At 68.3% G+C, this 23444-nt stretch carries 17 protein-coding genes and 1 tRNA gene; 1 reads left to right on the plus strand and 17 read right to left on the minus strand.

Going from position 1 to position 23444, the window contains the following annotated elements; genetic code table 11:
- Positions 1–61 precede the first annotated feature (61 nt).
- From ACOGI4_RS01645 to ACOGI4_RS01675, 7 genes are all read right to left on the minus strand, one after another.
- Positions 62–763 carry an ABC transporter ATP-binding protein gene (locus tag ACOGI4_RS01645; RefSeq protein WP_419842223.1) on the minus strand — a complete coding sequence of 234 codons (702 nt, stop codon included), beginning with the start codon at positions 761–763 and terminating at the stop codon, positions 62–64.
- The gene (locus ACOGI4_RS01650) at positions 750–2639 is read right to left on the minus strand and encodes an ABC transporter permease subunit (protein ID WP_419842224.1); all 1890 of its coding nucleotides are present in this window, start codon (positions 2637–2639) and stop codon (positions 750–752) included. The genes ACOGI4_RS01645 and ACOGI4_RS01650 overlap by 14 nt, the downstream gene beginning before the upstream one ends.
- Positions 2636–3499 (minus strand): ABC transporter permease subunit, encoded by an 864-nt coding sequence (locus tag ACOGI4_RS01655; protein WP_419842225.1) that lies wholly within the window; start codon positions 3497–3499, stop codon positions 2636–2638. Before ACOGI4_RS01655 ends, ACOGI4_RS01650 begins: the two co-directional genes overlap by 4 nt.
- 12 nt (positions 3500–3511) lie before the next feature.
- Positions 3512–4918, minus strand: a complete 1407-nt coding sequence (locus tag ACOGI4_RS01660) for an ABC transporter substrate-binding protein (RefSeq protein ID WP_419842226.1) — start codon at positions 4916–4918, stop codon at positions 3512–3514.
- Between the two features lie 234 nt (positions 4919–5152).
- The gene (locus tag ACOGI4_RS01665; protein WP_419842227.1) at positions 5153–5800 is read right to left on the minus strand and encodes a response regulator; all 648 of its coding nucleotides are present in this window, start codon (positions 5798–5800) and stop codon (positions 5153–5155) included.
- A 57-nt stretch (positions 5801–5857) separates the two neighbouring features.
- A complete protein-coding gene (locus ACOGI4_RS01670; RefSeq protein ID WP_419842228.1) occupies positions 5858–7003 on the minus strand; it encodes a histidine kinase in 1146 nt (381 codons plus the stop codon).
- A 15-nt stretch (positions 7004–7018) separates the two neighbouring features.
- Positions 7019–8566 carry an amidase gene (locus ACOGI4_RS01675; protein WP_419842229.1) on the minus strand — a complete coding sequence of 516 codons (1548 nt, stop codon included), beginning with the start codon at positions 8564–8566 and terminating at the stop codon, positions 7019–7021.
- Positions 8567–8765: 199 nt separating this feature from the next.
- Here ACOGI4_RS01675 and ACOGI4_RS01680 point away from each other — a divergent pair.
- Positions 8766–8838: transfer RNA gene (locus ACOGI4_RS01680), tRNA-Arg, on the plus strand.
- A 49-nt stretch (positions 8839–8887) separates the two neighbouring features.
- Here ACOGI4_RS01680 and ACOGI4_RS01685 read toward each other — a convergent pair.
- The 10 genes from ACOGI4_RS01685 to ACOGI4_RS01730 form a co-directional block, all read right to left on the minus strand.
- Positions 8888–9424, minus strand: a complete 537-nt coding sequence (locus ACOGI4_RS01685; protein ID WP_419842230.1) for a disulfide bond formation protein B — start codon at positions 9422–9424, stop codon at positions 8888–8890.
- A 6-nt stretch (positions 9425–9430) separates the two neighbouring features.
- Positions 9431–11038 carry an MFS transporter gene (locus tag ACOGI4_RS01690; RefSeq protein WP_419842231.1) on the minus strand — a complete coding sequence of 536 codons (1608 nt, stop codon included), beginning with the start codon at positions 11036–11038 and terminating at the stop codon, positions 9431–9433.
- 134 nt (positions 11039–11172) lie between these two features.
- Positions 11173–12003: an enoyl-CoA hydratase-related protein gene (locus tag ACOGI4_RS01695; protein ID WP_419842232.1), complete on the minus strand. Its 831-nt coding sequence runs from the start codon at positions 12001–12003 to the stop codon at positions 11173–11175.
- Between the two features lie 152 nt (positions 12004–12155).
- Complete coding sequence (locus ACOGI4_RS01700; protein ID WP_419842233.1) at positions 12156–13538, minus strand: S1C family serine protease; 1383 nt, start codon at positions 13536–13538, stop codon at positions 12156–12158.
- A 179-nt stretch (positions 13539–13717) separates the two neighbouring features.
- Positions 13718–14743, minus strand: a complete 1026-nt coding sequence (locus tag ACOGI4_RS01705) for a phosphotransferase family protein (protein ID WP_419842234.1) — start codon at positions 14741–14743, stop codon at positions 13718–13720.
- 29 nt (positions 14744–14772) lie between these two features.
- Positions 14773–15639 carry a 3-hydroxybutyryl-CoA dehydrogenase gene (locus ACOGI4_RS01710; protein WP_419843060.1) on the minus strand — a complete coding sequence of 289 codons (867 nt, stop codon included), beginning with the start codon at positions 15637–15639 and terminating at the stop codon, positions 14773–14775.
- A gap of 44 nt (positions 15640–15683) precedes the next feature.
- The gene (locus tag ACOGI4_RS01715) at positions 15684–16106 is read right to left on the minus strand and encodes a cobalamin B12-binding domain-containing protein (RefSeq protein ID WP_419842235.1); all 423 of its coding nucleotides are present in this window, start codon (positions 16104–16106) and stop codon (positions 15684–15686) included.
- A gap of 37 nt (positions 16107–16143) precedes the next feature.
- Positions 16144–19923: an adenylate/guanylate cyclase domain-containing protein gene (locus ACOGI4_RS01720; RefSeq protein ID WP_419842236.1), complete on the minus strand. Its 3780-nt coding sequence runs from the start codon at positions 19921–19923 to the stop codon at positions 16144–16146.
- A 57-nt stretch (positions 19924–19980) separates the two neighbouring features.
- Entirely contained in the window at positions 19981–22554 is a 2574-nt protein-coding gene (locus tag ACOGI4_RS01725) for an ABC transporter permease (RefSeq protein WP_419842237.1), read from the minus strand.
- Between the two features lie 73 nt (positions 22555–22627).
- A complete protein-coding gene (locus tag ACOGI4_RS01730; RefSeq protein WP_419842238.1) occupies positions 22628–23401 on the minus strand; it encodes an ABC transporter ATP-binding protein in 774 nt (257 codons plus the stop codon).
- Positions 23402–23444 lie beyond the last annotated feature (43 nt).

Here is a 23444-nt window from a genome sequence, read left to right on the forward strand (position 1 = left end):
GATCGTGCAATTGTGCATGCATCGGGGAGTGATTGTCGTGTGCGAGCCGGGTCGAAGCGGACTACAGCGCCAAGTACTTCCTGTGGAGGGCTCGGTCAGCGAGCAGTTCCGCGGTGGTGGCTTCGGCAATGATCTCGCCCTTCTCCATGATCAGGGCGCGCCGGGCGATGCGGGCCGCGAAGTCCAGGTTCTGCTCCACGACCAGCACGGCGACACCGCCCTCGGCGTCGATCCTGCTGACCGCTTGAGCGATTTCGTCGAGCACCGACGGCTGGATTCCCTCGGACGGCTCGTCCAGCAGCAGCAGACGGGGCGCGGCCACCAGTGCCCTGGCCAGCGCCAGGAGCTGCTGCTGTCCCCCCGAGAGGCGCCCGCCGCGGTCGTGCCTGCGCCGGTCGAGCGTGGGAAACCTTGCGAGAACCTCCTCGACCGCGTCGCCGCCGAGTTGGCGGCGGGTCGCGGTGCCCACCCGGAGGTTCTCCAGCACCGTCAGCTTCGGGAAGATGTCGCGTCCCTGCGGCACGCTGGAGATTCCCAGCCGGGCCCGTTCGTAGGCCTTGAGCGAGCGCAGGTCGGTGCCGTCGAGCGCGATCGATCCCCCGGTGCTGGCGATGGCGCCGGTGATGGCTCTCATCAAGGTGGTCTTGCCGGCGCCGTTGCGGCCCAGCACCGCGGCGCACTCCGAGGCCGCCAGTTCCAGATCGACGCCGTGCAGCACCGGCACAGCGCCGTACCCGGCCCGCAGACCGTCAAGCGCCAGCATCAGCCCGGTCCGTATCGGCGGTATCGCCGTGGTGGGTGCCCAGGTAAATCTCGATCACGCTCTCGTCGCTGGAGACTTCCTCGAAGGTACCCCGAGCGAACACCGACCCCATATGCAAAACGGTGATCGGGGCATCGAGTCGGCGCACGAAGTCCATGTCGTGCTCGACCACGATCACCGATGCCGTCGCACCCAGTTCCCGGACGAGGTCGGCTGTGCGCGCCGTCTCGGTGCGGGTCATGCCTGCGGTGGGCTCGTCGAGCAGCACGACGGAGGGCTCAGTTGACACGACCATGCCGATCTCGAGCCACTGCTTCTTGCCGTGTGACAGGGTGCCGGCGGCCCGCTCGGCGTCGTCGGTGAGGTGGAGCCACTCCAGCAGTCCGGCGACGCGCCGATCTGCCTCGTCGGAGTCGCGTCGCATGGCGTAACAGGCCAGCCAGAGGTTCTCCCGCACGGTCAGGGCGGCGTAGACCGAGGCGACCTGCAGCTTGGTGCCGAGCCCGGCGCGGGCCCTGCGGAACGGCTCGCACTTGGTGAGGTCCGCTCCGTCGAGCTTCACGACTCCCGCCGTGGGGCGCTGGCGTCCCGAAAGCAAGTCCAGCAGCGTGCTCTTGCCGGCGCCGTTGGGCCCTATCAGGCACGAAACGCCGCGCGGGAACTCAAGGGTCACCGAGTCCACGGCGGCCAGCCCGCCGAAGCGCTTCGTCGCCGCCTCGGTCGAGATCAGCCGGGCACGCTGCGGGCCGCCCGGTGGCGCGGCCGCTCCGGCACGCGCTTCGTGGTGCTCCAAGGCCGCTGGGGGCTCAGAGGCCGCGCCGGTCGCGGCCCTGCCGGGCACCCGAGACGGTCTGCGGGAACGCTGGCGCAGGTCCACTCGGCCCAGGAGTCTGGCGATGCCGGCGACGATCCCGCCGGGCAGGGCCAGCACGATCAGCACGAGGATCGCGCCCAGCACGATCGGCTCGTTGTCGCCGCTGGCACCCCCGAGCACCGACGAGAATCCCTTGACCACCAGAACCCCGACGAATGCGCCGGCGACGCTGCCGCGGCCTCCGACCAGCACCCAGATCACCACCAGAGCGGCGGGCGTCAGCGAGAAGACCGTCGGACTCATGAACCGGCCCCACGCGGCGAGCAGCGCGCCGGCGAACGAGGCAATGCAGCCGCCAATCGTGAACACCGCCAGCTTGTGCCATCTCACGTCGTATCCGAGCAGACCGGTGCGCTCTTCGTTGTGCTGCAGCGCCACTGCGATACGACCGAACGGCCGGCGCGCCAGCAGGCGAATGGCCACCGCGATCAACAGGCCGGCCGCTACGCAGAAGAGGAAGAACTGGGTCCTGGTCAGCTCCTGGCCGGCGCCGCCTGGCAGTCGCCAAGTGAGGCGCGGTATGCCGGTCATGCCGTTGTAGCCGCCGAACGCCGCGTCACCGATGCGATAGGCGCGTCCCGAAGTCGAATTCATGAACGCGAAGAGGACCAAGCTCACAGCCAGCGTGATGATGGCCACGTACACATCGGTCACGTTGCCGTAGAACACGAAGTACCCCAGCAGTGCCGAGAAGACGGCACCGACGACCACGGCCGCAGCCAGTGCAGTTACCGACTCGCCCGTGTTGTCTGCGAAGTTGATGGCCCAGAACCCGTAGGCGTAGCCGCCGATCCCGTAGATGGCGGCCTGGCCGAGGCTGAAGATGCCCGCGTATCCCCAGACCAGCGTGAGCGACAGGGCGAGAATGGCTTGCACCGCCCACAGCGACCACTCGAAGACCGTGAACTCCTCCACCCAGTTGCCCAGCACCGCTGTCGCGGCGAACACTGCCCCGGCGCCGGCCAGGTCGCGACGAGTGCCGGCGGCAGCGACTGCGCTCATCGCCCGAGCCGTGTTCCCGTCAGTCCCTGAGGCCTGAACCGCAGCATCACGATTGCGGCCATGAGCAGCATCGCTTGGCCGATGACCGGAGTGAACCAGTTCGTGCCCACGTTCTCGACGAAGCCCAGCAGCCCGCTCGCCGACGCGGTCCCGGCGAGAAAAGAAGGTCCTCCCACGATGACGGCCATGAAGGCGCGGGCGACGTAAGTCTGGCCCATGGTGGGAATCACCCCGACGACTGGCGCGAGCAGCGCGCCGGCCGCGCCGGCGAGAGCCGACCCGAGCCCAAAGGTCCACATGTTCACCGCAGAGGTGTTCACGCCGAGCCCCTCGGCCATCGTCGGAGACTGGGTAGCTGCCCGCGCCAGCAGTCCGTAGCGCGAGCGTCGCATGATCGTCCGGGTCGCCAGCACCCCGGCCCCGGCTGCGGCCATCAGCACCAGGTTGTATGTCGACATCGAGAACTCACCGAACGTTAAGTTGCCCACCGGCACCGCAAGACCCTCGGTGACCGAGCCGTAGAGATTCTCCACCGCCTGGACCAGGATCAGCGACAGGCCCCAGGTGGCCAGCATGGTGTCGGCGAGCCTGCCGTAGAGGTGCCGTATCAGCAGTCGCTCGATCACGATCCCGAAGGCGCCCACCACCAAGGCGGCCAGCGCCATCGCCGGCCAGATGTTGAGGCCGCTGCGCACTCCGGTGAGCGTCGCGAACGCGCCCAGCATGATGAACTCGCCGTGCGCGAGGTTGATGACGCCGCGCATCCCGAAGATGACCGCGAGTCCAAGCGACACCAGTACCAGGATCGAGATCGTGGTGGCGAGGTGGAAACCGAGGTTGAAGATCCTGTCAGGCGCCATCGGACCCGCGAGTCAGGGCGTGAACTGCTCGTTGGTGCCGGGGTTGGCGATCAGGTCGCAGCTCTCCTGCTCGAACGACGGCGGGATGTTCGCGAACGTCTCGATCACGTCGAAGCCGTTGTCGGCATTGGCACGAGCCAAGCTGACCGGCTGCACCAGATGGTGCGACGGTCCGTCCAGGGCGACTGTGCCCTTGGGGCTGTCGAAGCTGACGTTGCCGCTCTGGAGCTGCGCGATCACAGCCTCGCGGTCCAAAGTGCCCGCAGCATTCACGGCGGCTGCCCAGAGGTGCCAGCCTTCCCACACGTACACGGCCAGGTCCGTGATGTAGGGGTAGTCGCCGCCGTAGGCCTCGTGCCAAGCGGCGGTGAACTCTGCATTGGCAGGTGTATCGATCTCCTCGAAGTACGGGTACGCCACGATGATGCCCTCCGAGGAGGCCGCGTCGAGGGCCACCTGCTCGCTGCCGAGCCCGAATGTCGTCGAGACAATCGGTATCTCAGCGCCAGTGGCGGCGTACTGGCTGTAGAAGGACATGTGGGCGCCGCCGACGAGGATCGACACCACTGCGTCGGGTGCCGCGCGCTGGACCTCGGAGATGGTTGTGCCGAACTCGGCCACATCGAGGGGGAAGAAGTCTTCGCCCACGATCTCGCCGCCGGCCTCGGCTGCGTAGCGGCGCACCCAGTCAGCCGAGATCTGCCCGTAGTTGTAGTCCGCTGCCAGCACGTACAGGCGGGGGCCGTAGTTCTCGACGGCCCACGGGATCAGCACCTGCAGCTGCTGCGTGGGAACCACGCCGGTCACGAAGGTGTTGCGTTCGCACACGCCGCCCTCGTACAGGACGTTGTAGAAGTACAGCAGCTCGGCCTCGCCGAAGGTGGGGCGGATCGCCTCGCGCGAAGCGCTGGTGATCCCGGCGTGTACCACGGCCAAGTCCTCGGCCACCAGCCGGTCTGCGCCGGCGATGTACTCGTTCTGATCGGACTTGGAGTCGAGCGCCACCAGCTCGAGCTGCCGCCCGAGCACGCCACCCGCAGCGTTGATGCTCGCCACCGCGAGCCGGGTGGCGTCGGCCATCGGGGTGCCGTAGATGTTGAGCGGGCCGGTCTCATCGAGCAGGCTCCCGACCCGGATCGGCTCGCCGGTCTCGGACTCTGGCTGCGTCGGCTCGGGCGCCCCCTCAGAATCAACGCCCTCAGAATCGGCGCCGGCGGGCGACGGCGACGTGTCCGGCGCCGAGGTCGCGACGGGCGCCGCCGTCGCAGCGGGCGCCGAAGCGGTGTCGTCATCGCCGTCGGCGCCGCAGCCTGCCGCGAACAGCCCTAGCGCGAGGACGACCGCTACCAGTCCCCTGCGGGCCAGACGGGGTCGGCGGTGCTCGATGGTTCCCGGCGAACTCATGATTGCTGAACTCATGGTTTCCCTCCTGTCGTTCGACGCTCGGGCACCGGCTGTCGATGCCGTGAGCGGCGGGCTCCGCAGCAGCCCCTTGAGGATCGGCGGAACTCTCTGGGGACTCGTGCTACTGGCAGATCACGCTTCGGCGACACACGCGAATGCAGGTCAGCCGCCAACTACACGCGAATGCAGGTTCACTCCGCTTGGCACCGCAGCGAGCCGGGGAGCAGCGACCGTCGGTGCCCGAGACGGCTAGAGCAGCCTCAGCTCGCGCGCTCTGGCCAGAGCCTCGATGCGGTTGTGCGCGTGCAGCTTGGTCAGCAACGACTGGGTATAGCTGCGCACGGTGTTCTCGGCCAGGTAGAGCTCGGCTGCGATCTCCTTGCTGGTGCGGCCCAGCGCCATCACGCAGAGCACCTCGTACTCGCGCTGCGTGAGCGATTCGTACACCCCGCCGTCGTCGCCGAGGCGCAGCGCCCGCGCCCTCGGGTCCTCGACCAAGGACGGATCGACATACAGCTCGCCTGCCAGCACCCTCCTCAGCGCCTCGACCAGATTGCTGGCGTCCTTCAGCACAATGCCGACCGCGCCCGCGTTGAGACAGGCACGCAACGGCTCGCGAGCGCCGAACGCGGTGTGGATCACGACGCGGGAGGTTCCCGAGGCATCCAGGAGCGACCGGCACAGATGCGGAGCGAAGCTCTCGCCGAGCTTCAGATCCAGCACCACCACATCCGGTGCGAGGCGCCGAGCCAGGCTCACGCCCTCCTCGCCGTCGGTGGCATGACCCACGAGATCCAAGTCCGGCTCTGCCGCCAGCAACTGCCGGACGCCGTCGATCACCACCGGGTGGTCGTCGATTACCAGAACCGTGGCCGAGGCGGCGGAAGCGGCGGACACTGCCCTCTCGGCGGTGGGTCGGCTCATCGCGCTCCTGGACGAGTTCGGATCGAGCGCTCAGCCGGCGCCGTCGACCGGCAGAGCGACGCGCACCGTGGTGCCCCCATCCTCGCCCGGTCGCATCTCCAGATCTCCGCCTTGGCGCTGGGCCTGGCGCAGTATGGAAGCCAGCCCCCAGTGCGAACCGCCTCGTGGCACCGCTGCCAGCTCGAAGCCGTCGGGCAGGCCGCCGCCGTCGTCTTGGATGACCAGCGAAACCTCCAACTTGGCGAAGTGCAGCGTCACGACCACCAGCGACGCGCCGGCGTGCTGCTCGATGTTGAACAGCGCCTGGCGCGCCACGCCCAGCAGCACCGCCTCCGTGTTCGGGGGCAGCCTGCGGGCGACGCCTCGCACTACGAAGTGAGCCGCCACCCCCGAGCGGAGCGTGAAGTCGTCGATCTCACCTTGCAATGCGGTGGCCGCGGCCTCCTCGCAGGACAGCGGCCCGAGCACCTTGAACGCTTGGCGCATGCGCCGTGCAGCCTCCTGCGCCTGCTGCTCGATGAGTTCGGCCACGGCGAGAAGACCATGGTCACCGCCCTCGCGCAGTCGCTGCGCCGCGCAGCTGATGGAGAAGAGCAGCTGACCCACATCGTCGTGCAGGTTGCCGGCGATGCGCTGGCGCTCGGCATCTACGCGGTGCCGGATCGCCGCCGAAGCATGGATCGACGCGGCCATCATCGGCGCCAAGTCCGAGGCGGCCCGTTCGAGGACCTGCTTGGCGCGGTCCCCCACCGAACCGATGGACCGCAGGCCGCCGTAGAGCAGGCCCACGAGCTCTTGGTCGTGTTCGACCGGCACGGCGACCATGCCGCCGAGGCCCTCGGCACTGACCACGTCAATGAAGTCGTTGGTGATGCGCGGGTCGTCGAGGTAGCTGTGCACTTCGACGGGCCGTTGCTCCAGCATCACGCGTCCTCCGAGGCCCCTGCCTGTGGACACCTTGACCTGTCGGAACCTCTCGGTGCGGGCGCCGTGAACCCCCCTCATGGCGAAATGCGAAGAAGCCTCTCGCACCGCCACCGACACCAGCGGCAAGCCGAGTATGCGATACAGGTCCAACGCGGTGCGCTGCGCGAGTGCTGCCGGGTCCAGAAACCCGATCAGGTTCTGGCTGAGGTCCTCCAGCCGCTCCAGGTCCTCGGCGTCCACAATCGTCATGGAGCGGCCGGCCTTCTACTCGAGCCGGGCTGCAGCCATCGGTGAGAGCGCGAATCCGCCGACGAGTCGCTCATAGGCTCGTCCGACCCTCAGCAGCACGGGCTCGCTCCACCGCCCGCCCACGATGCTCATTCCTACGGGCATGCCGTCGCCGCCCGCCACGGGAATCGTCAGATCAGGGTTCCCGGTCACGTTGGAGACCGCCGTGTTGGGAATCATCTCCAGGGCGCGGGCAACGTACTCGTCCACGGGCGCGTCGGCGGCGGGGATCTCCTTGGCCGGGAACGGCAGCGTCGGATAGCAGAGCACGTCGCAGCGGTGCAGCGCATCTTCCACCGCAGCACTGATCTGAGCTCTGACGTTGGAGGCACGCGCGTAGCTGCCTCCACCGCTGTGGCCGAACACGTGCTCGGCACAGAGCATCACGAACTTCAGAGTATGGGAAGTCTCGTGCGCGCCTGCACGCCAGCCGCGCATGGTGTGCTCCATGAGCTCGGGATCGAACAGGCCGCGGTAGTTCATGCCATACCCGTTGCCGCGGATCATCTGCCACATGGCACCGTCGGTGGCGATCACGTTCCACACGTGCAGCGCGTCGAGGTGCTCTGGGATCGAGATTCGCTCAACGACGGCGCCGGCGTCGGCCAGACGGTGGGCCGCGGCCTCGACCTTGGCATCGGAGTCCGGGTCGCTCAGGCCCTCGAAACCGAATCCCTCCGCCACCACGCCGACACGCAATCCCTCGATGCCGTCATCGATTCCGGCGGCGTAGTCGATTCCCGAGGGCGCGCCGGCCTGACGCGGGTCGTTGCCGTCGGGGCCTGCGATCACCGTCAGGAATGCGGCCAAGTCGCTGATATTGCGGGCTATCGGGCCCAGATGGTCGATGGTCGACTCGATCGGGTAGGCACCGGTGTAGGGCACTAACCCGAACGTCGGCTTCAGCCCGACGACGCCGCACCACGCCGAAGGCATCCGGATCGATCCGCCCTGATCGCCGGCGATAGCCATGTCCACCTCTCCGGCCGCCACCAGCGCGCCGCTGCCGCCGGAGGAGCCGCCCGACGTGCGGGCGGTGTCCCACGGATTGCGAATCACCCCCGTGGCGCAGGTGTGGCTGGCGCCGGAGAAGCACAGGTCCTCGCAGGCGGACTTGCCCAGGATCCGGCCACCCGCCTCAAGGATGCGCGTGACCACGGTGGCATCGCGGCGCGGCACGTAGCCCTCGAGGATGCGAGAGCCGTTCATCATCGGCACCCCGGCGACGGCGGTGTTGTCCTTGACGGCGACGGTCCTGCCCGCCAAGGGGCCGCTGTCGGACTCTTGCAGGTCGCAGTGCCAATACCAGGCGCCGAGCTGGTTGTCCGCATCTGCGGGCCGGCGGTTGGGCCGCTGCGGCGCGTCGGGTGCCGAGGCCTCGTACATCGCGTCCACATGCTGGTAGGCGCCCAAGGCGCCCTCGATCAACGCCTTGAAGACGGCTAGGTCGCTGTCGTCAATGTCCAGGCCCCACCGTTGCGATATGGTTGCGAGGTCGTCCAGTTCGGGTGCGGGCACAGGCATCGGCTTCCCCCTTCGCTGTCGGCGGAGGCGGATGGCGCAACCTGCTTGTCCCAGCCGCCGCACGCTGCAACCGTAGGCAGTACGCGCCCACCGCTGTACCTGCAAATGCAGGTTCTTGTGGATCCGTCCGATCCGGCGACAGCGGCTGCCGTGTACGGGGTTCAGCTGCCGAGTCTCGGACTTAGCCTCGGTGCTGCGGGCCCTCGTAGCTCAGGGGATAGAGCGTCGGTTTCCTAAACCGTGCGTCGCAGGTTCGAATCCTGCCGAGGGCGCAGCGCCAGAACCGCGGTGCCACAACAGCAACGCCCGAACTGCAGCGCTTCAGCGGCGGCGCGACGCGATCAGCAACCCACCGATCAGCACGAACACGCTGCCTGCCATGTACGGGATCGACACGAACCCGAACTCCCATGCGTAGCGCACCGTACACGGGCTGGCGAGGCTGCAGGTGTCGGCACCCCCGAGGTCGGGGAAATGCTGCAGGGCGTAGTGCCACGCCGACATCGCGGTGCCTGCCACACACATCGGCAGGCCGTACAGGTGTACGCCCCGATCGCGACGTGCCCAGCCCACGAGGAGCACCAGCGCAAGCGGGTACATCGCGATTCGCTGGAACCAGCACCAGCGACACGGCTCGAGGTGCGCGACCTCAGACAAGTACAGCGAGCCCACCGTGGCCGCAGTCGCGAGCAGCGCTGCAACACCCACGATCGACCGGTGGCCGGCACCAGCCCGGCCGCGCACCAGCTCTCGGCTGCGCACCCGGCGCCGCACGACGGCGGCCACGAGACCGAGTGTCGCCACATTGCACGCAATCGCCGCAACAGCAAACAGCCGGAGCGCTTGGCTCAGGGTCACGACCGATCAGCGTGCCACAGCTGCATGTCCAGGTCGCGCGCCAGGCCTCGGCCCGATCGGGATCCACAGGGTCACGAACGCAGCGATGGCAGAGACCAAGAAGAACGCCAGCACGTGCTGGTAGTAGACGATCGACCCGGATTCCTCCTTCAACAGTGCGAACACTCCGGCGATGCCGATAGCGGACGCCGCATAGCGCAGCGTGTTGAACAGCCCGCTGATCTCGCCGAAGTAGGTCTCGTCCACCGATGCCAGCGCCACGCTGTTGAGCAGCGGTACGCACATGCCCCAGCCCAGCCCGAACAGCGCAATGGTCGGCACCATCTCACGGAGATAGTCGGCCTCGGCACCCAAGCCGACCACTTGCCACCCGATGGCCACGACCTGCACTGCCGCGCCGATGCGGCACAGCGCAATCGCGTTCCAGCGTTCCCCCAGCCGGCTGAACACCACGGTGGACGTTCCGGCCACGATCGGCCCGACGGTCACACCGAGCCCGACTTGGCTGGCCGAGTACTCCCAGAAGTTGAACATGAACAGCGGCCAAATCAGCCAGATCGGCTGCGAGGAGACGCTCACCAAGAAGTTGGCCAACTGCGTCACCCACACGCCGCGGCCTCTTAGCAGGTGCAGGTTCAGCAGAGGCGCCCGATGGCGCAGCGAGTTGACCACGAACAACGCAAACGCAACGACGCCGACGGCCGCGACCGTGAGCGTGATCGGCGACATCCAGCCCCAGACACGACCGCCCTGCATGATCGCCGTGACCAACGCAGCGAGGCCGACCGTGCCCGCAGCTGCGCCGATGACGTCGAGCCGATGCGACAGCACTGGAGGCGGCAGCTCGGTCAGCACGCGCCATGCAACGAGCAGCATTCCTACGGCAACCGGCGCGCTCACGAAGTACAGCACGCGCCAGCCCATCGTGTCGAGCAGCAGAGCGGACAGTCCCGGAGCGATGCCCGCGGACAGCGGGCCGGCAGCGGACCACAGCCCCACCGCTGTGGTACGCCGCGACTCGGGGAACAGCGGCAGCACCAAGCTGAGCGACGCCGGCAGGATCGCCGCGCCGCCCACAGCTTGGAGCACCCGCGCCAGGTTCAGCGTCCACACCGTGGGCGCCAGCGCCGAGGCAACCGCCGACAGCGCAAACAGCATCAGCCCCAGCTGGAAGATGAACTTGCGACCGATGCGGTCTGCCAGGCGCCCGGCCAGCGGCAGGAATGCCGCCGTGCCGATCATGAATCCGGCGACGCCCCAGCCGACGTCGGCAGCGGTGGCGCCGACGTAGCTGCTGCGAATCGCGTCCAGCGCAATGTTCGTCGCAGTGCTGTTGAAGCCGACCAGCACCGTGCCCAGCGAGGCCACCGCGAGTGCTCGCCAGGCCCGAGCCGACACCTGCTCGCGAACACGGGTGCGACCGGCGCCATGCGCCGCAGGGCCGCTGCGTTCAGCGGTCGCAGATGAATCGCCGGCGGACGAATCGACAGCAGTAGCGGCAGTGGCTGGATCGCCGTCGACTCGAACGATCTGTGCGGTGCGACGGCGAATTTGCGGTACGCGCCGGAGGTCCACCGACTGCTGTTCGGGCTGCTGTTCGACCTCGTGGCGCACTCACATCAGCGTAGGGCTGGTGTGCGGCCCACAGCCACGAGAATCGAATTGTCGTTAGGCAAGTCGTTAGGCAAGTTGACGTTAGGGGACCTGCGCGGAGACAGGTCCGCGCCCCGAATCGCTCAGCCGAGCGGCTAGCGGCCGTGGAAGACCGGCTCTCGCTTGTCCACGAAGGCCTGTGCGGCCTCCTTGTGGTCCTCGGTCTGGCCGGTGTGGATGTGGTGCGCAGCCTCCATGTCCAGGCACTCGCCCATCTCGCCGTGTACAGCCCGGTTCAGGTTCTCCTTCATGTACCTGTAGGCCACCGTCGGGCCGGCAGCCAGCCGCCGCGCGATCGCCGCCACCTCGTCCATCAGGCTCTCGGCAGGAAAGACCCCGTTCACCAAGCCCAGCGACGCCGCGTCGTCCATGCCCACCCGTTCGGACAGGTAGTAGAGCTCACGTGCCTTGGCCGAGCCGACCAAGCGCGACATGAACCACGTGCCGCCGTAGTCGCCGCTGAACCCGACCCGAGCGAACGCCGTGGTCATGATGGCGTTGGGCGCCGCGTAGCGCAGGTCGCACGCCAGCGCCAAGGACAGCCCCGCGCCGGCGGCAGCTCCGGGGATCGCAGCGATGGTCGGCTTGGGCATCTCGTACAGCTTCCCTGAGGTGTCGCGTTGGCTTCGACGCTGCCGGTGCACCCGCGCGTCGTACTGCAGCGGGCTGCCTCCGCCCTCGCCGCCGGCGGCTGCCATGCCCTTCACGTCGCCGCCCGCGCAGAATGCGCCGCCTGCGCCGGTCAGCACCAGCGCCCCCACGTCGGAGGCCACCTCGGCATCGGCAATCGCAGCCGACAAGCCGTCCAGCATCGCAGTGGACAGCGCATTGCGGCGCTCGGGCCGATTCAGCGTGATGGTCATCACACCGTCGGTGATCTCGACCCCGATGTCGTCGGTGCCGGTGTCGAACACTCGGTCAGCCATCGTGTGTACCTCCATGGTTCACATCAGTTGTTCGGTTCGCAGGATTGTTCACGTGGACTCGTCGCCGGAGCGCAGCGCAGCCAGTGCCGCAAGTATCGCGAAACGCCGCACCGCGCGCCCGACCACACCGCACGCCGACCGCGTGCCTGGGCCTACGCGGGCGGCTCGTCGGGAACGAAGGAACCCAGCTGCAGGCGGACGCTTCTGCGCTGACCGTCAACGCCGATCACGCCCATGTCGACTTCGTCTCCAGGCACCCGGGCCAGGATCTCCACCACAAGATCGCCGTTCGTGCGAATCTCCACTCCTTCGACTTCGACGATGACGTCGCCCACCTCGATGCCTGCCCCCTCCGCTGCTTCGCCCGGGTCCACGGACACGACGAGCGCACCGAAGGTGACCCCGGGCGGCAACTCGATATCGGCGTACTCGTCGGGCACGGCCTCGGGCTGAACCGTCTCGGGCACGACCTCGCCGGGTACGTCAGCCGGAGGCTGCTTCATGGCGATGAAGTCCTCCACCGAGGTGACGCGCACGCCCAGAAACGCTCGAGCCTGCACTACGCCTTCGAGCATGTCGTCGATGATCGGAAGCACATGGTCGATGGAGATGGCGTAGCCGATGCCCTCAGCGATGCCGCGAAAGTCCGGCGACAGGGCCGAAATCGCGGTGTTGACCCCGATCACCTCGCCCGCCGCATTCACCAACGGTCCGCCGGAGTTGCCGGGATTGATCGCCGCATCCGTCTGTATCAGCCGCACCAGTCGTCGGCCTTCGTCGAGCTCGATGGAGCGATTCAGCCCCGACACGATGCCTGAGGTCACCGTCGGCTCGCCGGTGATGTCCAGCGCGTTGCCGATGGCGATGACCTCGTCGCCCACCTCCACCCCGTCGGTGGAGCCCAATCGCACGGTCGGCAGTCCCTCGCGGTCCACCTGCAGGATGGCGAGATCCCTCGTCGGGTCGACGGTGACCACCTCGGCCGACAAGAGCTCCCCGCCGAAGAGCCGCACCTCGACCGTGTCGGCCTCGTCGACGACATGCGCATTGGTGACGATGCGCCCCTGGGGCGTCACGATGAAGCCCGAGCCGCCGCCTTCGCCGTCAGCACTCGTGACCTCCACGATCACCACCGCTTCTTGCACCGCCTCGAGCACCGCCTTGACGTTGATGCCGTCGATGCGGCTGCCCAACGGCGCCCCTGGCTCGACCACCTCGCCGGTCAGCTGCGCCCAGCGGTCGGAGAGTTGGTCGCGAACGCTCTGGTCCGGATCGGCGCTCGCGGACCCATGCGAACCGGCAGGATCGCCGGTAGCCCCCGCCTGCTCGCCGGCAGCGCCCGACGGCGACGAAACGGTTTCGAGGGCAGAGGTCGACGGCGAAGCAGCGCTACGCGTCGGCAAGGCCGTGTCGGGACGGGCTGTTGGCGCGCCGGCCGGCGCGTTGTCGTCCCCGCTGAGCACGATCACCAGAATCAGCCCCGCCACCAGCGCACCGGCCAACGCGCCGACGGCACCCGCCACGGCCGTCAGCACACAGCCCGGCCGGGACCCAAGCACTCCGGCCGCCTGTTGGGCCTGCGTCGCCTGTTCAGGCTGGACTGGCTGTTCCGGCAACGCAGGGTCTTCCGGCGGTGATGACTGGTCAGGCTGGGCGGGCTGTTCGGGCGGCTCAGAGTCGTCCGGCTGGACAGGTCCAGCAGCGTCGGGGCGCGTCATGAGCGGGCAGCGAGACGCTCAGCCGCGCTCGTCGACAAGAAATCGACTTGCTCACGGAAGACTTCGGTGTCAGTCTCCTCTGCGTCGGCCATCGCGCCGCGCACGTACCTGTTCAACACGCCTTCTGATATAGCAGCCAATCTCCAGTAGGAGAACGCGCGGTAGTAGTCGATGTCCGAGAGGTCCCGCCCCGACGCCGCTGCGTACCACTCCAGCATCTCGCCGCGATCTGCAAAGCCCCCTGCCTGCGTCGGCGCTGAGGTGCCCGCCGACGGCTCGTCGGGTGACGCCCAGTTGTTCATCAGGTAGCCCACGTCTGCCATCGGGTCGCCCAGCGTGCACAGCTCCCAGTCCAGCACCGCGACGATGCCGCCGTCTGCGCTGATCATGTTGCCGAGCCGGTAGTCGCCATGAACGATGGACGAGCCGATCTGCTCGGGCTTGCGAGCCTCCAGCTCTGCAGCGACGTCGTCCATGATCGGCAGCTCACGGGTCTTGGACTGCTCCCACTGGCGCTTCCAGCGTCGCAGCTGTCGCCCGAGGTAGTCCTCCCGTCGGCCGAGATCGCCCAAGCCGACGTCTTCGGGCACCACGGCATGCAGCAACGCCAGCACTTCGGCCACCTGCCGGCTCAACGACATGCGCTCGCCGGCGGGCAGCTGCGCTGATTCGTCCGCCGAGTGCAGCACGGCGCCTTCGCAGTGGCTCATCACGTAGAACGCCGCCGCATTCACCGTCTCGTCGGTACACAGCGCCAACGCCCGGGGCACCGGCACCGCGGTGTGGCCCACCGCCGAGATGATGGTGTGCTCACGGGCCATGTCGTGTGCGGTGGCCAGCACGTGGCCCAGCGGCGGCCGGCGCAGCACCAGCGAGTCGCCGTCTGCGCAGCGCACCCGGTAGGTGAGGTTGGATCGGCCGCCTGAGAGCAGCTCGAAACGAAGCGGCTGCGCCACGTGAGGCAGATGGGCCGCGAACCAGCAGCTGAGCGCCGGCGCGTCGATTCCCGCTGGCACGGTCACCCCGTCAGTCCCCGCAGCCAGAGGAAACCTCAGCCGTAGGTGTAGAAGCCTCGGCCGGTCTTGCGTCCCAGCAACCCGGCGTCGCACATGCGGCTCAGCATCGGCGGCGGCGCGTAGAGCTGCTCGCGAAACTCCTCATAGAGCGACTCCGCCACCGCCAAGGTGGTATCCAAGCCGATCAGATCGCACAGTGCCAGCGGACCCATCGGGTGGTTGCAGCCCAGCACCATGCCCGCGTCGATGTCCTCGGTCGAAGCGAAGCCGGACTCGAGCATCCGAATGGCGGACAAGATGTAGGGAATCAGCAGCGCATTCACCACGAATCCGGCCCGGTCCTGGGAGTTCACGACGCGTTTGCCGAGCCGCTGCGATGCGAACTCTCTGCATCGCGCGGCGGTGTCCTCACCCGTGAGCAGCGACGAGATGACCTCGACCAAGCCCATGACGGGAACCGGATTGAAGAAGTGCATGCCGATGACCTGCGCCGGTCGGTCGGTCGCCATCGCCAGCTTCATTATCGGAATGGCGGACGTGTTGGAGGCCATGACCGCGCGGGGGTCCGCGAGCACCTTCGACAGCTGCGCGAACACCTCCAGCTTGGCCGCTTCGGCCTCCACCACTGCCTCGATCACGAACTGCCGGTCGGCAAGATCGCCGAGGTCGAGTCCGAAGGAGATGGCGCCCAACGCTGCCTGCCGCTCGGCGTCGTCGAGTTTGCCGGCGTTGACCGCCCGGCCCAGGCTCTTTTCGATGCGGGCCATGCCTGCCGCGAGCGCAGGCTCGTCGACTTCGACCACCTTGACATCGCAGCCGTTGCGAGCTGCGACTTCGGCGATGCCCGAACCCATCAAGCCGCAGCCGACGACGCCAACCCGATCGATGGACCCGCTCTGCATACCGCCTACCCCGTCAGACACGCAGGGCAATCTAGCGGGACGCGTCAAGCAGGCTGCTGTGAGCGGTCGATGGCGCCGCGTACTGCGGCCACGACCTCCTCCGCAGTCGCGCCCGGCGTCAGCACCGCGGCCACGCCCGCTTGGCGCATCGCCTCCAGATCGCCGTCCGGCACGATTCCCCCCAGGACGACGGGAATCGACTCGGCGTCGTGATCGCGCAGCTCCTGGACGACCAACGGCATGAGCGCTTCGTGGGCGCCCGACAGCATGGACACGCCAATCGCGTCCACGTCCTCGTCAATGGCAGCCGCAACCACGCTCTGGGGCGTCTGGAACAAGCCGGTGTAGATGACCTCGAAGCCGGCGTCGCGCAGCATCCGGGCAACCACCTTGACCCCGCGGTCGTGCCCGTCCAGACCGAGCTTCGCGATCAGCACCCTTCCCGCTGACGTCGGTCTTGCCGGCATAGGGCGACCTTACGGGATCAGCAGTCTTGAGGGAGCATCAGGTGTCGGTCCGTCCCGGGAACGGAATGGCCTCGGGCAGCGGTCCGGCCACGGCAAGCCTCGGGGCCTCTACGCCGGCCGCCAGGAGAAATGCTGTCTCCCAGCCGCCCGGACGCACACCCAGTTGCGCAATCGCCACCTCGGCCTCGGCGCGCAGTGCGGCAGCGTTCGGTTCGCCGAAGGCTTCGTGGCCGACAGCACGTGCGAGACGCACGACTGCCTGGCTGAGGCGGCTGTCGGTGGCGTCGGTGAGAACCATCACTTGGTCGAACGCGGCCGCCATCGCGGGCCGGTCCCCGTCACGAGCGTGCGCAAGGGCCCGCGCCACGAGCGCATTGCGCACATCGACGTAGGTGCCGGTTCCGCTGGCCATGGCGAAGCGGGACTGCTCCAGCGCATCGACGGTGCGGCCGGCCGCGGCGTAGGCGATCGCCAAGCAGGAGTGCAGGTAGATCGAAGGAAGGCCTGCTGTGGGCACGGCCTCCAACGCAGCTATTGCGTCGTCCACGCAGCCGAGCTGCACGAGTGCCAGCCCCAAGGAGACGTCGAGGTCGCGCTGGCCGATGACTGCAACTTGGTCCGGGCTGCGTTCGGGCTCGCGCAGTCGTGGCACCTCGCGCGACGCCGGCTCGGACGACTGTTGCCAACCGGCATGGGTCAAGTCCTCGGTCACCATCTCGGGGTGGCCCATCTGCACCGCGGCGCCTGCGCGCACAGCCCGAGCGAATCCCTCCAGCGGCCGGCCCCGCATGTCGTTGGCGCGCTGCAAGCACTCGGCCAGCATTGCCCGGCTGCGCTGCAGCTCGCCGACCGCAGCGAAGGACCGTCCCAGCAGACCCAGCGCCTGCACCACGCCGAAATCGCTGTACACGTCGCGGAACACCTGCTCGGCTGCCTTGGCGCGCTCGACGGCATCGGCAGCACGGCCCGACCACAGGCTGAGCGACCCCAACAGCAGGTCCATCATGGCCTCGGTGAAGCGCTCGCCCCGCTCGTGAGCGGTCGCGTAAACCGAGCGCGCCAGCTGTTCGGCCTCATCACGCTCTCCGGCATGAAACAACAAGAAGGCCTGCAAGCCTTCTGCCGTCGCCAAGCCGACGGCGTCGCCGAGATCGCTGAAGCGCTCGATGGCCGTGGTGATGCGATCGCCGGCCTCAGCGATCAGGCCTTGCTCGAAGGAGAGCCATGCCAGGTTCTGCAGGCACCACGCGACGCCGCTCTCGTCGCCGAGGTGGGCGAAGGTGCCGTTCGCTTCGTTGATGTAGCGGTCGGCGCGCGGGTACTCGCCCGCCCGAAGCGAGGCAAGGCCCCGCAGCCGCAGCGATTCCGCCGCATCACGCACCTCGCCCATCGTGCGGAACTGGTCCAGCGCGTCGGCCAGCAGCTTGTCCGCTGCCGCGTGTTCGTCGCCGGCCAAGGCCACCTCGCCCAGCACGCGCAAACCGTGCGCGGCGGCGATCCGGTTGCCGTTCAGCGTCGCCAAAGCGCGCGCCAGCTCGGCGTCGGCACGCGCACCGTGCAGCTCGCCCAGCCGCAAGCGCGCCCCGGCCCGACCCAGCGCCATCTGGACCAAGCGCGGATCGGCATCCCCGAGCAGCTCGATGGCTCGACGGTAGAACTGCGCCGAGGCGTAGTGGCTGTCGCGAGCGGCCGCCCACTCGCCGGCTCTGCCGAGCCAATTGATGGCCACTTCGGCCAGATCGCCATCACTGTCGTCCGCCATGCCTGACGCCGCGCCGTCCGTGCCGATCTGGCCGGCGGCGCCCAGCTCCACCGCCGAGGCGAAATGGTCCGCGATGGCGCCCACCGCATCGCCGGCAGGGTCATCTCGGTTGCGCGCCAGCCACGACGCCACGTTGAGATGTCGTTCGGCCCGGTCGATCTTGGTGAGCATGCTGTAGGCGACGTCGCGCGCCACGTCGCTGCGGAACGTCCAGCTGTCCGCGTCGCTGGTGAGGATGTCCTTGTCCACCAGCCGCTGGAAGGTGGCGAGGTCGCCGTCGCTGCCGGTCTCGCGGTGCATCGCCGAGGTCATCTCCAGCAGTTCCCCGATCGAGCCGCTGCCGAGCACCGAGGCGTCGTCCACCAGGCGCCGCTCGGGCGGGCTCAGCGTGTCGAGACGAGCCGCGACCAGTCCTCGCAACGTGTGCGGCAGCTCCGCCAGCGACCGCTCCTCGTGGTCCGGACGAGCGCCGGGGCTCACCACGCCCGACTCACGCAGCAACACGCACATCTCCTCCAAGAAGAACGGGTTGCCGCCGCTGCGCTCGTAGAGCTGATCGGCCAAATTGGCCGGAACCGCGCCGCCCAGCAGCTCCGCTGCGAGATCGGAGGTGGCTTCGCGGCCGAGCGGATCCAAATTCAGCACCACCGTGCTGTGACGACCCGGCGGCACCGTCCACCGCTGCTCGTCCACGTTCCATCGGGCGGTGGTGATCACGATGAACGGCTGGTTTGCCAGCGCCGCGAGCAGCCGCTCGAGCACGCCCAGCAGCCGCTCCTCTGCCCAGTGAACATCGCTGAGCAGCAGCACCACCGGCCTGCGCTGCGCCAGCGCCCCCAAGAAGCGCCGCAGGGACCGGAAGGTGGCGTCGGCTCGCCACTCGATCTCGGCGGGATCGCCGCTGCCCACCCTGCCCAGCACGGCAAGCACCACGTCGGCGATCTCGTCGATCTCCTCGTAGTTGACCACCGGAGTGATCACCGCGCTGTTGGCCGCGACGCTGTGGGCACCTGCGTTGCTCCGGTTGTGGAGGCCACCTGCACGCTCGCCTCTGGGGTTGCCGGCGGGAGTCGCCGGCTGCAGCGCTTCTGCCACCAGCGAGGTGATCCGGCGGGTGGCCACCACGGTCGAATCGCCTGCATGCACCCCAGCCGCGGACGCGATGGCATCACCCAAGCAGCGCAGCGGATTGGTCTCGTCGTAGGGCAGCGCCATGCTCTCAAGCACCATCGCGTCGTGGCGCTCCGCAGCGCCTCGCGCTGCCTCGCGGGCCAGGCGCGTCTTTCCCATGCCCGCTTCTCCGACGATCTGGCACAGCCCCGCACGCCTGCGGGCCACAGCCGTGTCGATGGCCGTCTTCAGCAGGGCGTGCTCGAGGTCGCGCCCGATCAGCGGCGAGAGCGTGGGGCTGCGATGACGGCCGGGCGGCGCCAACTCGCCGCTGGCCAAGTAGACGCGCACAGGCTCGTCGCGGCCGCGCAGGCCGATCTCGCCTCGGGCCGTGTAGTTCACGATGCCGACCGTGGCCGCCTGTGTGGTCGGGCCGACCAGCACTTCGCCGGCTTCGGCCAACGTCTCCAGGCGGCTCGCGATGTTTACGGTGTCGCCCATGGCCGTGTAGTCGCCGCCGGCGCGCAGCGCCCCAACGAGCACCTCGCCGGTGTTGATGCCGATGCGCATCTGCAGGTCGAGACCGCGCTGCGCGTTGAAGGCCTCCAAAGAGCGCTGCATCCGGAACGCTGCGCGCAGCGCACGCTCGGGATCGTCTTCGTGCGCTGTGGGCGCGCCGAAAAGCGCCAGGATCGCGTCGCCGATGATCTTGTCGACGGTGCCGCCGAAGGCAGTGATGTCGGCCACCAACCGCTGGAAGCACTGGTCGATGAGGTGCTTGAACTCCTCGGGGTCGGCAGCCTCGCCCATCGAGGTGAAGCCCACGAGATCGGCGAAGAGCACCGTGACGACGCGTCGCTCCTCGGTCTGCACGAGCAGCTTGCCGCAGGCCGGGCAAAAGCGTGCGCCCTGAGGGACCTCGGCCGCGCACGCCGGACACGTCATCGCGGCAGTTTAGAAACGGTGCCGCAAGCGGCTTCGGCCAACCGAGCCGCCCTTCGGCTACTCGTCGGCGATGGCCTCGAGCACGTTCATCCGGCTGGCCCGAAACGCCGGGAACAACGCGGCGAACAAGCCGAACAGCACCGAGACGACCAAGAAGAGCACCACCTGCCCGACGGGCACCGACACCATGTTGATGATGTCGTCGGGGATAGCCAAGGAGGTGGCGATGCCGAAGGCCCCCCCCAGCACCACGCCGATCACGGCGCCGTAGAGCGCGACGACGGCAGCCTCCCAGCGGATCATGCGCCGCATCTGCCGGCGGGTCATGCCGACAGCGCGCAGCAGCCCGATCTCGCGGATGCGCTCGAACACCGACAGCGTGAGCGTGTTCACGATGCCCACCAGCGCGATCAGCAGCGCAAAGCCCAGGAACACGTTCACCAGCGCCAGCACGGTGTTGAGGCTGGACTCGATGCTCTCCTGGAACTCTTGGCGGTCCTCCAAGTCGGCCTGCGGGTAGTCGGCCAGCACTTCGTCGGCAGCTGCGCGGGTAGCATCTGCGTCCAGGGAGTCCGCGGCTCTCACCAGCACGAGGTCGTCCAGCGCTGTAGTCGCCACCCGTTCATAGAGCATACTGTCGATGATCCAGCTCGCCCAGAAGGCGCGGTTCTCAAAGAGAGCGGCCACGACCGTGGTGACGCTGTCCCCGCTGACGAAGCTGAGATTGACGGCGTCTCCGACCGCTAAGCCCTCGTCGACTGCCACCTCGCGATCCACCAGCAGTCCGGTCTGCGGGTTGACGCCGTCCAGGCTGCCCTCGACCACGCCGAGGTCGACCACCAAGGGCAGGTCGCTGATGCGGGCGGCAGTCAGGTCGGCTTCGAAGGCCTCGGCCCGTCCACCCGGCATCTCGATCAGCACCCGGTCGAAGTCGAACCCCACCGGCGTGCCGATGCCGGCAGCGCCGATCTCGGCGCTGAGCGTCTTGGGCAGCCCCGACTGGGCGGGCCCGGTGACCACGAAGTCGGCTCTCACCGCGCTGGCAAGGCGCTCGCCGAACGACGTCTTGAGGGACTGGCCCACAATCGACACCATCGTGACGAGGGCCAGCCCAATGGTGAGCGCCACCGCCGTGGCAGCGGTGCGCCGCGGATTGCGGGCGGCGTTGGCGCGGGCCAGCCGGCCCGAGATCGGCATCAGCCACTCCAACGGGCGCGCCAGCAGCGACACCACCGATCGGGCGACAAGCGGACTCAGCACCGCCACTGCCACGAACGTGACCGCAGCACCGGTACCGAGGGTGATCAGCTGCGGCGTGGCACCGTCGAAGTCGGCGAACAGCCCGCTGCCGGTCAGCAGCAGCCCGATGGCCAGCAGCAGCGACCCGACGGCGAGTCGCTTCCAGCCCAGGCCGGCACCTTCCTCGGAGGTCGCGCCCTCGGTCAAGCCGGCGATGGGCGAGATGCGCGAGGCCTTCACGGCCGGCACCAGCGAGGCCACCACCGTGAAGCCCACGCCCACGAAGACCGCCCACAGCACCGTGCGCAGCGTCAGCGGCAGCGAGGTGGGCGGCAACGACGCGCCGAGCGCGTTGAACAGCCCCTGCAGCCCGAGGGCGCCGAGCAGCCCCAGCCCCAAGCCGGCCACCGAGGCGAACACGCCGATGATGGCGGACTCGGTCAGCACCGACCGGCGCACCTGCTGGGGCGTGGCGCCGACGGCGCGCAGCAGCGAGAGCTCCCGCACCCTCTGGCCCAGCACGATGTTGAACGTGTTGGAGATGATGAACGTGGCCACGAACAGCACGATGAACGCGAACACCAGCAGGATCGTCTGGAACGGTCCGATGAAGATCTCGGTGGCGTCGCTGAATTCTTCGGTGGACTCGGCCGCAGTGATGACTTCGATGCCATCGGGCAGTACCGCTTCGATGCGGTCTTGCACCGCTTCGAGGTCTGCGCCGGCCGCGGCACGCACGCTGATGACGGTGAACTGGCCCGGGTAGCCGAGCACTTCTTGGGCCGTGGCCGTGTCGAACAGCGAGAACACCGCGCCGAAGCTGGCGTTGTCGGGGAAGCCGAACTGTGCCACGCCCGTGAGCGTGAAGTCGCGTGGGCCGGTGGGAGTGACGACCCGATAGGCGCCGCCCAGCTCGAAGTCGCGGCCCTGGAAGGTGTCGATGTCGATGGCGAACTCGCTGCCGCCGACGGGCCAGCGGCCTTCCATCAGGTAGAGCTGCGACAGCGTCTCATCCTCGAGCCAGTTGGCGCCGGCCGCCGGCGGCCCGAAGGTGGTGACCGCCTCGCCGGCGCCGTCCACCGGGATCACTCCGTCCACGAAGAACGTGCCGGCGGCGGCGCTCACGCCGTCGAGGGCTGCGATTTGGTCCACCAGCTCGGCAGACACCGGTGACGGAACGGCATCGGTGAGGTCGCCGAACGGGAGTTCGCCTCGGACGGTATAATCGGTGCCGGTGTTGATGTCCTCTGCGAGCTGGTCGAAGCCGGACCGCAGCGAGTCGGCCGTCACGAACGAGGCCACCACGAAGGCCACGCCGATGACGATGGAGCTGGCCGTCAGCGCGAAGCGGACCTTGTGGGCCAGCAGCGATTTGATGCCAAGTCGAAGCATGAGACTTACCTGCTCAGTTGCCTGCTCATCAAGAGATTGTCCGGGCGGTGATCTGGCCGGGGGCGGTGCCGGCTCAGGCGCCGAGTTCGTTCATGTGGGTGCGGATGGTCTCCGGCGTGGGGCCGTCGAACTCGTCCACGATCTTGCCGTCCACCAGGAACACCGCCCGGTCCGCATACGCCGCTGCTACCGCGTCGTGGGTCACCATCACGATGGTCTGGCCCATCTTCTCCACGGCGTTGCGCATGAAACCCAGGATCTCGGCGCCGGTGTTGAGGTCGACGTTGCCGGTGGGCTCGTCGGCGAAGATCACCTGCGGCTTGCCGGCCAGCGCCCGCGCCACCGCCACGCGCTGCTGCTGCCCGCCCGACAGCTCGCTGGGCCGGTGGGTGAGGCGGTCAGCCAGGCCGGTGGCGCCGATGACCTCGTCGATCCAGTCGCCGTCGCCCTGTCTGCCGGCGAGGTCCATGGGCAACATGATGTTCTCGTGCGCCGTCAGCGTCGGGATCAGGTTGAACGCCTGGAACACGAAGCCCACGCTGTCGCGGCGCAGCAGCGTCAGGTCGCGTTCGGACAGTTCGGACATGTCGGTGTCGCCGATGAACACCTTCCCGTCGGTCACACGGTCCAGTCCGGCCATGCAGTGCATGAGCGTGGACTTGCCCGACCCTGACGGCCCCATGATGGCGGTGAACTGGCCCTTGCGGAATTCCACATCGATGGCGTCGAGCGCACGCACCTCGGTGTCGCCCGAGCCGTAGATCTTGGTGGCTGCGAGAGCCGTCGCTGCTGCGTGCGTAGGCGGTGCTGCCGGCGCGTCAGGTGGTGCAGGTGCTTCAGCGGACACGGGGCCTCCTCGGCGAGTTTCGAGAACAGCGAGCACAGGGCAT

It is taken from the genome of Candidatus Poriferisodalis sp. (assembly GCF_965205175.1).
Taxonomy (GTDB): Bacteria; Actinomycetota; Acidimicrobiia; order Acidimicrobiales; family Poriferisodalaceae; genus Poriferisodalis.

Coding starts and splice junctions, on each gene's coding strand:
- ACOGI4_RS01645 (WP_419842223.1), bottom strand. CDS start 763: ATGCTGGCGCTTGACGGTCTGCGGGCCGGGTACGGCGCTGTGCCGGTG.
- ACOGI4_RS01650 (WP_419842224.1), bottom strand. CDS start 2,639: ATGAGCGCAGTCGCTGCCGCCGGCACTCGTCGCGACCTGGCCGGCGCC.
- ACOGI4_RS01655 (WP_419842225.1), bottom strand. CDS start 3,499: ATGGCGCCTGACAGGATCTTCAACCTCGGTTTCCACCTCGCCACCACG.
- ACOGI4_RS01660 (WP_419842226.1), bottom strand. CDS start 4,918: ATGAGTTCAGCAATCATGAGTTCGCCGGGAACCATCGAGCACCGCCGA.
- ACOGI4_RS01670 (WP_419842228.1), bottom strand. CDS start 7,003: ATGACGATTGTGGACGCCGAGGACCTGGAGCGGCTGGAGGACCTCAGC.
- ACOGI4_RS01675 (WP_419842229.1), bottom strand. CDS start 8,566: ATGCCTGTGCCCGCACCCGAACTGGACGACCTCGCAACCATATCGCAA.
- ACOGI4_RS01695 (WP_419842232.1), bottom strand. CDS start 12,003: ATGGCTGACCGAGTGTTCGACACCGGCACCGACGACATCGGGGTCGAG.
- ACOGI4_RS01710 (WP_419843060.1), bottom strand. CDS start 15,639: ATGCAGAGCGGGTCCATCGATCGGGTTGGCGTCGTCGGCTGCGGCTTG.
- ACOGI4_RS01715 (WP_419842235.1), bottom strand. CDS start 16,106: ATGCCGGCAAGACCGACGTCAGCGGGAAGGGTGCTGATCGCGAAGCTC.
- ACOGI4_RS01720 (WP_419842236.1), bottom strand. CDS start 19,923: ATGACGTGTCCGGCGTGCGCGGCCGAGGTCCCTCAGGGCGCACGCTTT.
- ACOGI4_RS01725 (WP_419842237.1), bottom strand. CDS start 22,554: ATGCTTCGACTTGGCATCAAATCGCTGCTGGCCCACAAGGTCCGCTTC.